The organism is Acinetobacter sp. AOR18_HL (genome assembly GCF_027855145.1).
Classification (GTDB): Bacteria; Pseudomonadota; Gammaproteobacteria; order Pseudomonadales; family Moraxellaceae; genus Acinetobacter; species Acinetobacter pittii.
In genome coordinates, this window is record NZ_JAKTIG010000058.1 from 1 (window position 1) to 17,117 (window position 17,117).

10 protein-coding genes are annotated in these 17,117 nt (G+C 40.3%); 1 reads left to right on the forward strand and 9 read right to left on the reverse strand.

From position 1 onward, the window contains the following. The 4 genes from MKL51_RS14045 to MKL51_RS14060 form a co-directional block, all read right to left on the reverse strand. Positions 1-3,586 (reverse strand): Ig-like domain-containing protein (locus tag MKL51_RS14045; protein ID WP_270904340.1); only part of this gene is annotated, 3,586 nt, incomplete at its 3' end. Between the two features lie 457 nt (positions 3,587-4,043). Beyond that, on the reverse strand, positions 4,044-5,546 hold the full coding sequence (locus tag MKL51_RS14050; RefSeq protein ID WP_017482084.1) for a cation:proton antiporter: 1,503 nt from the start codon (positions 5,544-5,546) through the stop codon (positions 4,044-4,046). Positions 5,547-5,786: 240 nt separating this feature from the next. After that, positions 5,787-6,686 (reverse strand): KPN_02809 family neutral zinc metallopeptidase, encoded by a 900-nt coding sequence (ypfJ, locus tag MKL51_RS14055; RefSeq protein ID WP_014207472.1) that lies wholly within the window; start codon positions 6,684-6,686, stop codon positions 5,787-5,789. Between the two features lie 27 nt (positions 6,687-6,713). After that, positions 6,714-7,643, reverse strand: a complete 930-nt coding sequence (locus tag MKL51_RS14060) for a DUF808 domain-containing protein (RefSeq protein ID WP_017482085.1) — start codon at positions 7,641-7,643, stop codon at positions 6,714-6,716. A 208-nt stretch (positions 7,644-7,851) separates the two neighbouring features. Here MKL51_RS14060 and trpS point away from each other — a divergent pair, with 208 nt between their 5' ends. Then, positions 7,852-8,865, forward strand: a complete 1,014-nt coding sequence (trpS, locus tag MKL51_RS14065) for a tryptophan--tRNA ligase (protein WP_017482086.1) — start codon at positions 7,852-7,854, stop codon at positions 8,863-8,865. A 410-nt stretch (positions 8,866-9,275) separates the two neighbouring features. On the opposite strand, the gene sucD is transcribed toward trpS, so the two are convergent. The 5 genes from sucD to MKL51_RS14090 form a co-directional block, all read right to left on the reverse strand. After that, on the reverse strand, positions 9,276-10,166 hold the full coding sequence (gene sucD / locus MKL51_RS14070) for a succinate--CoA ligase subunit alpha (RefSeq protein WP_000114637.1): 891 nt from the start codon (positions 10,164-10,166) through the stop codon (positions 9,276-9,278). Between the two features lie 14 nt (positions 10,167-10,180). Continuing rightward, entirely contained in the window at positions 10,181-11,347 is a 1,167-nt protein-coding gene (gene sucC / locus MKL51_RS14075; protein ID WP_001048573.1) for an ADP-forming succinate--CoA ligase subunit beta, read from the reverse strand. A 148-nt stretch (positions 11,348-11,495) separates the two neighbouring features. After that, entirely contained in the window at positions 11,496-12,929 is a 1,434-nt protein-coding gene (gene lpdA, locus MKL51_RS14080) for a dihydrolipoyl dehydrogenase (RefSeq protein ID WP_002116053.1), read from the reverse strand. 61 nt (positions 12,930-12,990) lie between these two features. Next, entirely contained in the window at positions 12,991-14,187 is a 1,197-nt protein-coding gene (odhB, locus tag MKL51_RS14085; RefSeq protein WP_032006544.1) for a 2-oxoglutarate dehydrogenase complex dihydrolipoyllysine-residue succinyltransferase, read from the reverse strand. Further along, positions 14,187-17,027 (reverse strand): 2-oxoglutarate dehydrogenase E1 component, encoded by a 2,841-nt coding sequence (locus MKL51_RS14090; RefSeq protein ID WP_025466613.1) that lies wholly within the window; start codon positions 17,025-17,027, stop codon positions 14,187-14,189. The genes odhB and MKL51_RS14090 overlap by 1 nt, the downstream gene beginning before the upstream one ends. Between the last annotated feature and the right edge of the window lie 90 nt (positions 17,028-17,117).

The window sequence follows — 17,117 nt, forward strand, 5'->3', positions numbered from 1 at the left end:
CCAGATTGCCCGGGTTTGGTACTGACCAGCTGCCATCTGTGCCTGCCACGACTGTTGCAGTGGTGCCATCAGGATATGTCACAGTCACTGTAGAATCAGGTTCTGCTGTACCGCTCACTGGGTCAGTTGCATTGATTGGATCAAGTACAGGTGCATTTGGTGCTGTGGTATCGACTGTATAAGTTTGTGTATCATTAACAGTGCTGCTATTACCTACTGCATCAGTGAAGGTTACTTTGGCATCAATTGTTTTATCTGCATCCGCTGTTAAACCACTACCAGGCACACTTACTGTCCATGTACCTGCGGCACTGTCTACAGTTGCAGTATAAGTTACCCCATTAATAACAACTGTAACGGCTGTAGTAGCCGCATCTGAAGGAACGTTTGTCAGAACACCAGTAATCGTGACATTACCCGCTGCTTCTGATGCATTAATCACATTGTCAGCTGTTACTGAATCAACTGTGAAGTTAACACCATCGGTATTTGGGCCTACCGCATCAACCACAGCTGTTGCTGGGCCTGATGTATTGCCAGCAGGATCTTCTGTTACTGCTGTTACCGTATCGCCATCATTTAAGCCTGGGTTTGGCACAGTCCAAGTACCATCCGGTCCTGCTACAACACTTGCTGTACTACCGTCTGGATAAGTTACTGTTACTGTTGAACCAGGTTCTGCTGTACCTGTAATTGGGTCTGTCCCGTTAACCGGGTCGATCACTGGTGCTGCTGGAGCAGCTGTATCAACTGTCACAACACCTGTATCTGTACCTGCATTGCCTGCTGCATCTGTTGCAGTCACGGTAATGGTGTGTGGGCCATCAGTTAACACAGGAAGTGTATTGTCGGCAAGCGTCCAGGTGCCGTCTCCATTGTTCACTGCCGGATAGTCAGTACCATCTACATTCACCACCACGGTTGCAGTCGGATCGTTCACTGTACCGGTTAACTCAGGTGTACTGTCATTGGTCAATACATCGTTAAGCGCTACTGTCGGCGCAACCGCATCAACCACAGCTGTTGCTGGGCCTGATGTATTGCCAGCAGGATCTTCTGTTACTGCCGTTACTGTATCGCCATCATTTAAGCCTGGGTTTGGCACAGTCCAACTACCGTCCGGTCCTGCAACAACACTTGCTGTACTACCATCCGGATAAGTCACAGTTACTGTTGAACCAGGTTCTGCTGTACCTGTAATTGGGTCTGTCCCGTTAACCGGGTCAATCGCTGGTGCTGCTGGAGCTGCTGTATCAACTGTCACAACACCTGTATCTGTACCTACGTTACCTGCTGCATCTGTTGCAGTCACGGTAATGGTGTGTGGGCCATCGGTTAATGCAGGAAGTGTATTGTCTGCAAGCGTCCAGGTGCCGTCACCATTGTTCACTGCCGGATAGTCAGTGCCATCTACATTCACCACCACGGTTGCAGTCGGATCGTTCACTGTACCGATTAACGCAGGGGTGCTGTCATTCGTTAATAGATCATTTAGAATAACTACTGGTGCAACTGCATCAACAGTAGCTGTACCTGGTAAAGATGGGTTGCCTGCTGGATCAGTAGCAATTGCCTCAACTTTATCACCATCATTTAAGCCTGGGTTTTGTACAGTCCAAGTACCATCCGGTCCGGCTACAACTGTTGCTGTGTTACCATTAGGATAGGTTACTGTTACTGTTGAACCAGGTTCTGCTGTACCTGTAATTGGGTCTGTCCCGTTAACCGGGTCAATCACTGGCGCTGAAGGAGCAGCTGTATCCAGTGTATAAGTTTGTGTATCGTTAACTGTGCTGCTATTACCTGCTGCATCAGTGAAGGTCACTTTAGCATCAATCGTTTTATCTGTATCAGCAACCAAACCGCTGCCAGGTACACTTACTGTCCATGTACCTGCTGCACTGTCTACAGTTGCAGTATACGTCTGGCCATTGATCACAACAGTGACCACTGTATTTGCTGCATCTGCCGGAACATTTTTCAATACACCTGTAACAGTGACATTGCCTGACGCTTCTGATGCATTAATTACATTATCAGAAGTAACAGAATCAACTGCAAAGTTAACACCAGCTGTATTTGGTGCAGCTGTGTCAACAGTCACAACACCTGTATCAGTACCTTTATTACCTGCTGCATCAGTTGCAGTCACGGTAACAGTGTGTGGACCATCAGTTAACGCAGGAAGTGTATTGTCTGCAAGCGTCCAGGTGCCGTCACCGTTATTTACTGCAGGATAATCAACACCATCAATAGTAACCACAACAGTCGCTGTTGGGTCACTTACAGTACCTGTTAATGCAGGAGTATTATCATTAGTAGAAACATCTTCAAGTACAACCGTTGGTGCAGTTGTATCAAGTGTATAAGTTTGTGTATCGCTAACCGTACTGCTGTTACCTGCTGCATCTGTAAACGTTACAGTAGCATCAATGGTTTTATCTGCATCAGCCTCTAAGCCACTGCCTGGAACATTTACTGTCCATGTTCCTGCTGCACTATCTACAGTTGCAGTATAAGTCACCCCATTCACAACAACTGTTACTACAGTATTGGTTGCATCTGACGGAATATTTTTCAAAACACCTGTAATAGTGACATCACCAGCCGCTTCTGATGCATTAATCACATTGTCAGCTGTTACAGAATCAACCGAAAAATCAACCTCATCCGTATTAGGAGCAGCAGTATCAATCGTATAAGTTTGTGTATCTTTAACAGTACTGCTATTACCTGCCGCATCTGTAAACGTTACAGTCGCATCAATGGTTTTATCTGCATCAGCTGTTAAACCACTACCAGGCACACTTACTGTCCATGTACCCGCTGTTTTGTCTACAGTTGCATTATAAGTTACCCCATTAATAACAACTGTAACGGCCGTATTGGCCGCATCTGCTGGAATGTTTTTCAAAACACCAGTAATCGTGACATTACCTGCTGCTTCTGATGCATTAATTACGTTATCTGAAGTAACAGGGTCAACAGAGAAAGTAACTCCATCTGTATTTGGTGGAGTAGTGTCAGCAGGTGTTGAGTCATCATCATTATCACTATTCGATGCTGCAGCGATAATACCGCCCGCAACTAAAGGAATAGCTGCCCACAACCATGGGTTTACACCTGCATCGTGATAAAGTAATGGTTCAATTGAAGAAATAGGCTGGTAAATAACGTCAGATACCAACTCTTGTGGTGCTTCTGCCGGTAAAGCAGCAGGTAAATCCTCAGCTACCAGAGCTTGTGGTTCAACATCACTGTCTGCGTCAGCGTCCGCATCGGCATCGGCGTCCGCATCATTTTCAGCATCTTTGAATTTTGCCCAAATCAACTGTCCATTTTCATCTTGAAAAACAAGACTGTTATCTTTAGGCTCAGCTGTTCCACTAAAGAAGCCTTCAATAACAATAGTCTCGCCATTTTTCAGGCGAATGACTGCATTGGTACCCTCCCTATTCACTACCAATACATCACTGGCAGCCACTTTTACCAATACGACCGACGCTTCTGAAAGCTTTGCAGAAGTTCCCTTGATTGTTGACAAGGTATCGTGACTATCCTTGGCAATAATTTGTATTTCAGGCATATCTGTATTCCTTTTATATTATTGATTTAAATGATTTTATATATAATTCTTTTTACTTAATCTTTCTAAGTTTTTGACCTACAACTTAAAAACATTAAGTAATGTGATCATTTTTACATTAAACACTTTAAAATAAAAAAAACAAATACTAAAGTACCTAAAGAAAAAATTTTAATTAATAGAAATTATATATAAGTCTTAGTTAAGTTTTTCTTAAGTTAATTTAATGAAAAATCACGTTAAACGTTTTATATATAAAACAAATTTATTATTTTTCTATTTACCATTTGTTGAAAAATCATTTAATTAAAATATTCATATAACAATTATTAATATCTTAATAAAATAAAATATATTATTAATGATATATATAGAAAAAAAAGGCTTTAGGTAATATTTTACTATTACACTAAAACCTCATTTTTAAATATCTTATAAATTTTAAAAATATTTATATTTAGAAATTATCTGGACTCTCAAATCTTTTTACTTCTTGTAACTTATTCGGATCATGCATTGTCGCAATTCCATCCTCAGTTTTTTGGTCTACAAGAATATCTGGATTATAAACGGTGATTGTTTCTCTACCCAGCGCATCCTCCCCCACAATATACTGAAAACCTCTTCGGTTCATCTTATGGCACAACCTTTGATAGAAGCCTTTTAAGCCTTCAGTTTCTTCGTTGGGGTTGTAATAAAAAGCATTCATCACAGCTGGTAAGCCTAAACCGCACACAATACCTGATAACAATACACTAATAAATGTATATCCAATCAGAATACTACTATAGGGACTTAAGGCAGGGATATTGGCTACTGCCAAAATCAATGCAAGTGAAATTCCTCCTCGTACCCCACCCCAAGATAAAATAGTCAAACTACCATTGTAGCTTTTGGTTCTACGCATTGTGGGGAAAAAAGCGAAAGCCATAAAGTTGGCAGCAAAACGAGAAATATGAAGAATAAAGAACGCAATAATACCGCCTAAAATCAGGCTAAAGTTTAGATCAAGAATAAATAACTCTAAGCCAATTAAAGTAAATAAGAATGAGTTAATAATTCCTTCCACTGTATGCCAAAAATGGTTAACCTCATGAATCTCCCGTTCTTCTCGTATTTCTTTCCATTTGTTTCCAACAATTAAGCCACCAATTACACAAGCAATCGGAGCTGATGCATGAGCAAACAAAGCGACTAAATATGTTCCACTTGCGAGTAAAGCTGTTGTTAAAATCAGGGACTCCATTTCGTGTTTACCACGTAATAAACGCAACACTCCTACCCCAAATGCCCAACCAATCCCGACGGCGACAACAATTTCATAAAGTAGAGCTTCTAATGTCGCTACCAATGAAAAATGTTCACCCTGTAAAACATTAAGCAAAGTCATAAACAATGCAATACACATTGCATCATTAAATAATGATTCACCTTCTAGCTTAACAATTAAATGATGTGGTGCTCGAATCGAACTAAGCACACCTTTAATACCAATTGGGTCTGTTGCCCCTAAAGCTGCACCTAAAAGTAACAGCACCAGAATTGGCACATGATATCCAACCAGTAATTGGAATCCGTAGAGTAAACTACCAAACAATACAGCACAAAGTACTAAGGCAATCGTTGCCAAAATACTGATTTGCTTCCAATAACTTTTTAGATCTGAGATTTTAAATTTGAGTGCAGAAGAAGTTAGAATAAAACAAATAACACCATTAATTAAAAAATCATAAAAATCGATATGGCGTACTGCTTCTTCAATATTATGAATGTTAATGGTAATAAACTGGTTACCATTTAGTAGGCTGGCACCCCACTGTAGAATAAAGACAAAAATTGCTGAGACTAGAGGAACACCAATCGCCTGTGGAAAGCCTAAAATACGCTTATTAAAGATCGTGGTTGCAATTGATAGTGCAAAAACCACTGTAAAAGCTTGTAATAGAAAAAAATTACCCATGAATACCCTTCTTCTGGGTCAACGACCAAATAAACAACTTTGCTAGATCGACCAAACTTAATAAAAAGCTGACATAAACAATGCCATAATCATAAAAAACAGAAATTAGGATGCAAGTTTAACGAATTGATTGAACAATCTATCAATCTGTTAAATTTCTTAACATTATTTATAGTCATGATCGAAACAAAAAAGATGAGCTTATTAAATTATGTTTAACAAGACTCATCCTATAGAATTTTAAACTGGATTATTAAAAGTATCGCATTGGTTAATATCACCAGTTTTTAAACCAACCTGAAACCAATGCATGCGCTGTTCACTACTACCATGAGTAAAGCTATCCGGAACGACCTGACCTGTGGAACGCTTTTGTAAATAATCATCTCCAATTTTTTGAGCAGCATCCATCGCCTCTTCAATGTCACCTTGCTCTAAAAATTGAGTTCGCTGTTGATTATGACTCGCCCAAATCCCCGCTAAACAGTCAGCTTGTAATTCTTGACGAACAGATAATTGGTTACCTTCTCTTTGGCTGACTTGTGCACGGGCTTGCTGTACTTGTGACGAAATACCCAGCAAGGTTTGAACATGGTGCCCTACTTCATGTGCAACCACATAAGCTTGTGCGAAATCGCCAGCCTGATCTTCCCTAGAAAGTTCAGTTTGGTTCTGCTCACCAGAAATTCCCATTTGCTGACGCATATCTTTAAAGAATTCTGTATCGATATAAACCTTTTGGTCTGCAGGACAATAAAATGGCCCCATCGCAGATTGGGCAGTACCACATCCTGATTGAGCTATTCCACTAAACAAAACTAATTTAGGTGGCGTATAGCTTTTACCTAACTGTTTAAATATAGGAGTCCAGACGTCCTCTGTATCAGCCAAAACCGTTCCAACAAAATCCGAGGCTTCTTTTTGCTCGGCCGTTAAACTTTCTGGCGCAGTTGCATTTGATTGTTGTGAAGCAGTAACTTGCTGCGTTGCTTGATAAGCCTGTTGTGGATCAACACCAAAGAACTTCCACGCAACAAATGCAACAACTAAACCAATAATACTGATACCGCCAGCTCTAACACCGCCACCACCTCGACGGTCCTCAACATTGCTACTAATTCGTCGACCTTTCCAGCGCATAATTTCCCTCTTCTTTTTAGAATGGCATCATGAACCCGATGCTTTTTTAGGCCACATTTTTTGTATTAAGCTCACAATTAATAGAACAATTGCACCTGCAACAAGTCCTATTCCAAAGTTAATCAATGTTGGTGTTAAAGCACCAATGATGTTACCCACTGCTGGTATTGTTTCCACATGATCCACTGTGTCTTCAGTTAAGTGATGAAGCAATGGAATCGTATGATTAATAATCCCGCCACCCACTAAAAACATTGCAATAGTGCCCACGATTGAAAGTAATTTCATCAAAATAGGAGCAAAAGCTAATAGGCCTCGACCTATAGTTTGTTTAAATGAGGTCGACTGCTCTGTTAAAAATAATCCCAAATCATCAATCTTAACAATCATACCGACCAGGCCATAAACGCCAATCGTCATCACAACTGCAATAACACTTAAAACGCTTACTTTGGTCATTAAAGTAGCCGTAGCAACTGTACCGAGCGTAATCACCACGATCTCAGCCGATAAAATAAAATCAGTTCTTACTGCTCCTTTTATTTTTTCTTTTTCAAAAGTTGCTAAGTCTAATTCTTCAGTTTCAAGCTCTGCTTTTGCTTCCTCTGATGTAGAAGCTTTTTTATGCATAATGGTATGAAGAACTTTCTCTACTCCCTCATAACATAAAAATAAGCCTCCGAGCATTAATAGCGGATTAATAAGCCAAGGTGCAATCACACTAATTAACAATGCTAAAGGAACTAAAATAAGCTTATTAACAAATGAACCTTTGGCCACCTTCCAAACAATAGGTAGTTCACGATCTGCACGCACACCTGTTACTTGCTGAGCATTTAAGGCCAAATCGTCACCTAAAACTCCAGCAGTTTTCTTGGCTGCCATTTTGCTCATTAAAGCAACATCATCTAAAATTGTTGCTATATCATCTAGTAATAAAAGTAAGCCACTCGCCATTTCTTATCCAAGTTTGTATTTATTAAAGCTATTGTAAGGTGATTTTTTTGAATTTCTGTAATTTTACTGAATAAATTCACAATATTATTTTAAGAAAAGTTTCCCCAATCGCTGACGAAAAAAATTTATTTCCCGTACAATAATGCCAATCTTTTATATTACAGGGCTTACTACCCCTGATTAAGCCAATACGATAGTGGAATAAATAATGAGTAATGTTGATCAGCGTCCAATTATTTTGACAGGCGACCGCCCAACCGGACAACTTCATCTTGGGCATTTTGTCGGTTCTTTGCGTTCTCGTGTAGGTTTACAGGATAGCCATCATCAACATCTCTTATTAGCAGATGCACAAGCATTAACAGATAATGCAGATAATCCAGATAAAGTTCGTCGTAATATTCTAGAAGTTGCTCTAGATTATTTAGCTGTAGGTATTGATCCAACAAAAACTACCATTTGTGTTCAATCTTGCCTACCAGCACTCAATGAACTCACAATGCTTTATCTCAACTTCGTGACTGTTGCGCGCTTAGAACGTAACCCGACCATTAAATCTGAAATTCAAATGCGTGGTTTTGAGCGTGACATTCCAGCTGGTTTCCTCTGCTACCCTGTTGCACAAGCGGCTGACATTACTGCTTTCAAAGCATCTGTGGTTCCAGTGGGTGAAGATCAGATTCCAATGATTGAACAAACCAATGAAATTGTACGTCGAGTAAATCGCCAAATCGGTCAAGATCTTTTGCCTGAATGTAAAGCTTTGCTTTCTAATATGGCACGTCTACCTGGTTTTGATGGTAAAGCGAAAATGTCTAAATCATTAGGCAATACCATCGTTTTAAATGCTTCTGATAAAGACATTAAAAAAGCTGTTAATGCGATGTACACCGATCCAAATCACCTTCGTATTGAAGATCCAGGTCAAGTTGAAGGCAATATTGTATTTACTTATTTAGATGCATTTGATCCAAATAAAGAAGAAGTTGAAGAATTAAAAGCTCACTATCGTCGCGGTGGTCTTGGTGACGGTACGGTTAAAAAACGTCTTGAAGGTGTCTTAAAAGAGTTAATTACACCTATTCGTGAACGTCGCGAAGAACTTGCTAAAGATCCTGACTATATTATGGATGTTTTACGTCAAGGTACAGATAAGTGCCGTCTTATTACTCAACAGACTTTAGACGAAGTTAAAGATGGTTTAGGTTTATTTAAATTTTAATCCTTTTTGAAAACTAAAAGCCCTTCGGGGCTTTTTTTATTTATTAGATTCAATAATATTCATTTTTTAGAATTACTAATGTATTGATAGCCATTCACAGGCTTTTACCCTATTAACGTGAAGTAACACTTATTAACGCTAATAGCGATGAAGAATATCTTAACTTTATCTATTATCCTCTATGTAGGTTACATCATATGAGCCTCACGACATTTCTCCTTAAACCGAAACTGTTTTTACAGATTCGTTGTTCTACGCAATGATCACCCCAATCATTGCGTATTTTTTTGCCTAAAAATTTTATTTATGAATTAGCTATACTTATAAAAATTCTGATTTTTCTTTAATAAATAAAAAAACACCGCATCATTTTTCAGATACGGTGCTTTTTAAGATTCAGCGTAAAGCGATTAAGCTAAACCTTTCTCTTTTAAAACTTGCAACATAGTTGAACCAAGCTCAGCTGGGCTACGAGTGTAAGCCATACCTGCTTTTTCAAATGCAGCGAATTTCTCTTCAGCAGTACCTTGACCACCAGAAATGATCGCACCAGCGTGACCCATACGCTTACCTTTAGGAGCAGTTACACCAGCAATGTAACCTACTACAGGCTTAGTCACGTTAGATTTGATGAATTCAGCAGCTTCTTCTTCCGCTGTACCACCGATCTCACCGATCATGATGATTGCATCAGTATCTGGATCGTCTTGGAACAATTGAAGCGCTTCGATTTGGTTCATACCTGGGATTGGGTCACCACCGATACCGATACAAGTAGATTGACCTAAACCAAGCTTAGTTGTTTGAGCAACAGCTTCATAAGTCAATGTACCTGAACGCGAGATGATACCAATACGGCCTGGTTGGTGAATATGACCAGGCATAATACCAATCTTACATTCACCCGGAGTGATCACTCCTGGACAGTTAGGACCAACTAAACGAGTACCGTTACCGTTAGTTTCTAAGTAGCGTTTTGCTTTAAGCATGTCGATTGTTGGAACACCTTCAGTGATCACAACGATTAGGCCAACACCTGAATCAACCGCTTCAACGATTGAGTCTAAAACAAATGGAGCTGGTACATAGATTACAGATGCATCTGCATTTGTTTCACGTACAGCTTCTTTCATTGTGTTGAATACTGGTAGGTCAAGGTGAGTAGTACCGCCTTTACCCGGAGTAACACCACCAACAACTTTTGTACCGTAGTCTAAAGCTTGTGCAGAGTGGAAAGTACCGTTTTTACCAGTAAAACCTTGTACCAATACTTTAGTGTCTTTATTAATTAATACGCTCATGATTGATACTCCCCTTACGCTTTAACTGCAGCTACAACTTTTTCTGCGGCATCAGACAAGCCGTTTGCAGAAATTAATTTCAAACCAGATTCATCAAGTAATTTAGCACCTAACTCAGCGTTGTTACCTTCTAAACGAACAACAACTGGAACAGTTACGTTTACTTCTTGAACCGCTGCAATAATCGCTTCAGCAATCATGTCACAACGTACGATACCACCAAAGATGTTGATTAAAACACCTTGTACAGATGTATCAGCAAGGATGATTTTAAACGCTTCGATTACGCGCTCTTTAGTTGCGCCGCCACCAACGTCAAGGAAGTTTGCAGGCTGACCACCATAAAGTTTAATGATGTCCATAGTTGCCATTGCAAGACCAGCACCGTTAACCATACAACCGATGTTACCTTCTAAAGCAACATAGTTAAGATCAAATTCAGATGCTTTTAATTCACGCTCATTCTCTTGAGATTTGTCACGTAAAGCAGCAACTTTAGGTAAACGGTAAAGCGCGTTAGAGTCGATACCTACTTTCGCGTCTACACATAAAATTTCGCCATTTTCACGAACTGAAAGTGGGTTAATTTCAAATAAAGCAAAATCATTTTCAACAAATGCTTGGTAAGCAGCTGTCATGATTTTTACGAATTGACCGATTTGTTTGTCTTTCAAACCTAAAGCAAACGCAACTTCACGTGCTTGGAATGGTTGTAAGCCAACTAATGGATCAACTTCAACTTTGATAATTTTTTCTGGAGTTTCTTCAGCAACTTTCTCGATTTCTACACCACCTTCTGTAGAAGCCATGAAAGTAATACGACGGCTAGAACGGTCTACAACCGCACCTAAGTAAAGCTCACGCTCAACTGGGTATACGTCTTCAGCAACAATAATGCTGTTTACTGGTTGACCATTTGCATCTGTTTGATACGTTACAAGACGAGTACCAATGATATTGTTTGCAAATTCGATAACGTCTTCTTTAGATTTTGCAACTTTAACGCCACCAGCCTTACCACGACCACCAGCATGAACTTGCGCTTTCATTACCGCGAATTTACCACCAAGCTGTTCAAATGCAGCAACTGCTTCGTCTGCATTGGTAGCCAAGATACCTTCTTGTACTGGCATACCATATTCTTTCAATAACGCTTTAGCTTGATACTCATGTAAGTTCATTTAGTTACCTACTTAACTTTGTTTGTTGTCTTCAATTTGCGCAACATTCTCATGTTACATATGCAAATTGCTGTCTACGTCTTTCATCTTGATGCTTTTTTAATCACACCATCGAATGTGAAAAAGAGCGGAGAACCCGCTCTTTATTTTATTTACGCTTACGTTGAATCGCGTGAATTGCACGACCATCTACAGCAAGTGCAGCTTCATGAACAACTTCAGAGAATGTTGGGTGACCAAAAGTCATCAACTGAAGATCTTCAACTGAAGATACAAATTCAAGAGCGATCATACCTTGGTGTACGATATCAGATGCTGCAGGTCCAATAACATGCATACCTAATAAACGGTCAGTTTTTGCATCAGCAACAAACTTAACAAAACCAGCACCTTCACCCGCCGCTAAAGCACGACCATTTACAGCAAAACCGAATTGACCAGTTTTAACTTCATGACCTTTTTCTTTAGCTTGTTCTTCAGTTAAACCAACCCATGCCGCTTCCGGATGTGTATAGATAACAGAAATGATTGTGTCATAGTTCACTTGAGCTGCATGACCATGAATACGTTCAACAGCCATTACACCTTCTTCCATTGCTTTATGAGCAAGCATTGGACCACGAACTAAGTCACCAATCGCGTATACACCTTCTACAGAAGTTGCACAGTGATCATTTACTTCAACTAGACCGCGTTCAGTCAATTTAATGCCTGAATCATCTGCCAATAAACCTTCTGCATAAGCTTTACGGCCTACACAAACGATTAATTTGTCAAAAGTCTGAGTTTTTTCTTCGCCGCCTTGAGTGTATTTAACAGTCACTTCACGACCATTAATTTCAGTACCAGAAACTTTAGCACCGATACGAATATCAAGACCTTGCTTAGTTAAAAGTTTTTGGTAGTCTTTTGCCAAAGCTTTATCAGCCATTGGTAAGAATGCATCCATTGCTTCAAAAACAACAACTTCAGCACCAAGACGACGCCAAACAGAACCAAGCTCTAAACCGATTACACCTGCACCAATTACACCTAAACGCTTAGGTACTTCTGGGAAGTTCAATGCACCAGTTGAATCAACAATAATATCTTGATCTACAGGAGCTACTGGAATATTTACAGGCACAGAACCAGACGCAAGAATAACGTATTTAGGTTCTAAAACTTGAGTTTCGCCTTCATGAGAAACGAACTCAACTTTTTTACCAGCAAGTAATTTACCAGTACCTTTTAACCATTCAATGCCATTGCCTTTAAGCAATTGATCGATACCACCAGTTAATTGGTCAACAATTTTGTCTTTACGAGCAAGAAGCTTAGCAAGATCAAAATTCACTTCACCTGTAGTGATACCGTGATCAGCTAAGTGATGTACTGTATCTTCGTAACGGTGAGAAGAGTCAAGTAATGCTTTAGAAGGAATACAACCTACGTTTAAGCATGTACCACCCAAAGATGGCTTACCGTTGTGAATACGTTTTTCGATACAAGCGACTTTAAAACCTAGTTGAGCAGCGCGAATTGCAGCTTCATAACCACCAGGACCACCGCCAATAACAACAAGATCAAATTGTTGAGACATTGTTTATCTCCATGGTCCGAGATAGAGGATCACTCTACCTCGGTAATATTATTCGAAGAAATTAAAGATCAAGGATGAGTTTAGCTGGCTCTTCTAACAACTCTTTGATTGCTACCAAGAAACCTACAGCTTCTTTACCATCGATCATACGGTGGTCATAAGAAAGTGCTAAATACATCATTGGCAAGATTTCAACTTGACCATTTACAGCCATAGGACGCTCTTGGATTTTGTGCATACCCAAGATACCAGTTTGTGGCTGATTCAAAATTGGAGTTGAAAGTAATGAACCGAAAGTACCACCGTTAGTGATTGTGAAAGTACCACCAGTCATTTCTTCGATAGATAATTTACCATCACGTGCTTTAGCAGCATATACACCAATACCAGATTCAACTTCTGCATAGCTCATACGATCAGTATCACGTAATACTGGTACAACAAGACCACGATCAGAAGATACTGCAACACCGATGTCGTAGTAACCGTGATAAACGATATCGTCGCCATCAATTGAAGCGTTTACAGCTGGGTAGCGTTTAAGCGCTTCAGTTGCTGCTTTAACGAAGAATGACATGAAGCCTAAACGAGCGCCATGACGTTTTTCAAAAGCATCTTTATATTGCTTACGCAATTCCATGATTGGCTTCATGTTAACTTCGTTGAATGTAGTTAACATTGCTGTTTCTTGAGTTGCAGCAAGAAGACGCTCAGCTACACGCTTACGTAAACGAGTCATTGGAACGCGTTTTTCGATACGCTCACCAACAGCCACACTTAACGGAGTAACGTTAGCAGCTGGTTTAGCTTGATGGTTTGCAACATCTTCTTTAGTGATACGACCACCACGACCAGTACCTTGTACGTCAGCAGCAGCAATACCAGATTCAGTTAATGCTTTACGAACTGCAGGAGCTTGATCAGATACAGTTTCTGTACGCTCAACAACAGGCGCTGCACCAGCTTGAGTTTGAGCAACTGCTTGCTCTACTGCTGCAGGAGCAGCCGCTGCTGCACCAGCACCAGCTTCAAATTGAGCAATAACTTCGTCAGAAAGAACTGTATCGCCTTCATCTTTAATGATTGCAACTAAGCTACCATCAGCAGGAGCAACAACTTCTAAAACAACTTTGTCGGTTTCAATATCACAGATTACTTCATCACGTGATACAGGTTCACCCACCTTTTTATGCCAAGTTGCGATGGTGCCATCTGCAACAGACTCTGGGAATACCGGTGCTTTAATTTCGGTTGCCATTATTGAGAATCTCCTGATTGTTCAGCTTCGATTGCCAATGCATCATTAATTAGCTGAGCTTGTTGTTTTGCATGCAAGTACGGTGAGCCACAAGCTGGTGCAGCAGAAGCTTCACGACCTGCAAAACTGATACGGATTTGTTTGCCAGATTTTAAGATATCGTCATATAAACGCGGTGCAATAAATAACCATGCGCCTTGGTTCTTCGGCTCTTCTTGTGCCCAAACGAGTTCTTTCACATTTGGATAAGCAGCCAAGATTTCCGCAAGACGTTGCTCTGGGTATGGATACAACTGTTCAATACGTACGATTGCAACATTAGTTAAGTTTTGTTCACGACGTTTTTCAAGTAAGTCGTAATAAACTTTACCGCCACAAAGTACAAGACGAGTTACATCTGACTTGTTAATTTGATCGATTTCATCAATTACAGTTTGGAATGAACCATTTGCAAGCTCTTCTAAAGTAGAAGTCGCAAGTTTATGACGAAGTAAAGATTTCGGTGACATTACAATCAATGGCTTACGAATTGGGCGTACAGCTTGACGACGTAATGCATGGAAAATCTGTGCAGGTGTCGTTGGAGTGATCACTTGCATGTTGTCTTCAGCACATAACTGTAAGAAACGTTCTAAACGAGCTGATGAGTGTTCTGGGCCTTGACCTTCGAAACCGTGTGGTAACAACATTGTTAAACCACAAACACGTTCCCACTTAGTCTCACCAGAAGCAATAAACTGGTCAATCACAACTTGAGCACAGTTTACGAAGTCACCAAATTGTGCTTCCCAAATAATCAAGCTCTTAGGAATTGTAGTTGCGTAACCATATTCGAATGCAAGAACTGCTTCTTCAGATAAAAGAGAGTCATAAATCGCAAAACGTGGTTGGTTCTCTTTCACATGACAAAGTGGAATGTAAGTTGAACCATCAGCTTGGTTATGCAATTTCGCATGACGGTGTGAGAAGGTACCACGACCCACGTCTTCACCAGTAATACGAACTAGATAATCTTCATCTAATAAAGTTGCATAAGCTAAAGTTTCTGCTGCACCCCAGTTTAATGGAGTTTCACCAGTTTGCATTTTTACGCGGTCTTCAATTACTTTTTGAACCTGACGCTGCATTACAAACCCTTCAGGAAGTTTGCTCATGCCCTCGCCTAATTCTTTTAAGCGATTTAAGTCAAATGAAGTATCCCAATCGTCTGTGTAGTCATGGCCCAAATATGGAGTCCAGTCAACAAACATTTTGGTATTTGGTTCAAGAATCAATGCATTTGCTACATGATTGCCCGCTTCTAGATCAGAACGGTAATCTTCAACCATTTGGTCTGCTTCAGCACGATCAAGTACTTTCTCTTGAACAAGTTGATCAGCATAAAGTGTACGAGTAGTCGCTTTCTTCGCAATTACTTGATACATCAATGGCTGTGTACCAGATGGCTCATCTGCTTCGTTATGGCCACGACGACGATAACAGAACAAATCGATAACAACATCTTTACGGAATTCGTGACGGAAATCATGTGCTAATTGAGTAGCAAAGATAACAGCTTCAGGATCATCGCCATTTACATGGAAAATTGGCGCCTGAATCATTTTAGCAACGTCTGTACAGTATTCTGTAGAACGTGCGTCACGAGGATCAGAAGTTGTGAAACCTACTTGGTTGTTCACAATAATATGAACTGTACCGCCAACCGTATAGCCACGAGTTTGTGACATCTGGAAGGTTTCCATGTTCACGCCCTGACCTGCAAATGCCGCATCACCATGAACAATAACTGGTAAAACGTCATCACCGCCAATGTCTCTACGACGTACTTGACGTGCACGTACAGAACCTTCAACTACAGGACCAACAATTTCCAAGTGAGATGGGTTAAATGCTAATGCCAAGTGAACTTCGCCACCTGGAGTCATTACATTACTTGAGAAACCTTGGTGGTATTTAACGTCGCCAGAACCTTTTTTATGAATTGATTTACCTTCGAACTCACCAAATAAGTCCGCAGGGTTTTTACCCATAATATTCACAAGAAGGTTTAAACGGCCACGGTGTGGCATACCAATAACAACTTCTTTACAACCTACAGCACCAGCACGCTGAATAATCTCGTTTACCATAGGAATAAAAGATTCGCCGCCCTCAACACCAAAGCGTTTAGCACCGACGTATTTATTACCAAGATATTTTTCAAGACCTTCAGCAGCAGTTAAACGCTCTAAGAAGCCTTTCTTTTGATCATTTGTGTAATTGAATTTACCACGGGCACTTTCAAGACGTTGTTGAATCCAACGTTTTTCTTTTGTGTCCACGATATGCATGTATTCAACACCAATCGAACCACAATAGATTGATTCCATTGCTTCAATCATTTCAGCAAGCGTTGCTTCGCTTTTGCCGATTTCAAGATTGCCGGTATTGAATACAGTGTCTAAATCTGATTTGGTTAAACCGTGAGCTGAAAGATCTAAATCTGGAATCTCTTCACGCTTAGCAAGACCTAATGGATCTAATTTAGCTTTTTGATGTCCGCGATTACGATAAGCAGCAATAAGTTGTAAAACGCCAATTTGACGACGCTCATGCTCAGTACTTACAGTACTTTGTACAACAGGTTGAACACGATTAGCATTACGTCCTAGTAATAGGAATTGCTCACGCACAGCGCTGTGTGGTTGGTCACCCTTTGGATATTTATCGAAATATTGGCGCCAGTCCTCAGCTACAGAGGTTGGGGAAGTCAGGTACTGCTCGTAAAGTTCTTCAATATACGCTGCACTATCAGCGGAAAGTTCAGTGTCAAGACGCAATGCGTCAGCAACTTCTTGCATTTGTGGACCCATTTCCTATTGCAAAAAATATTACAGGCTGCCTTTTAAGCACACCCATGATGCATAATGCCAAATTGGTAAAAAAGGCAT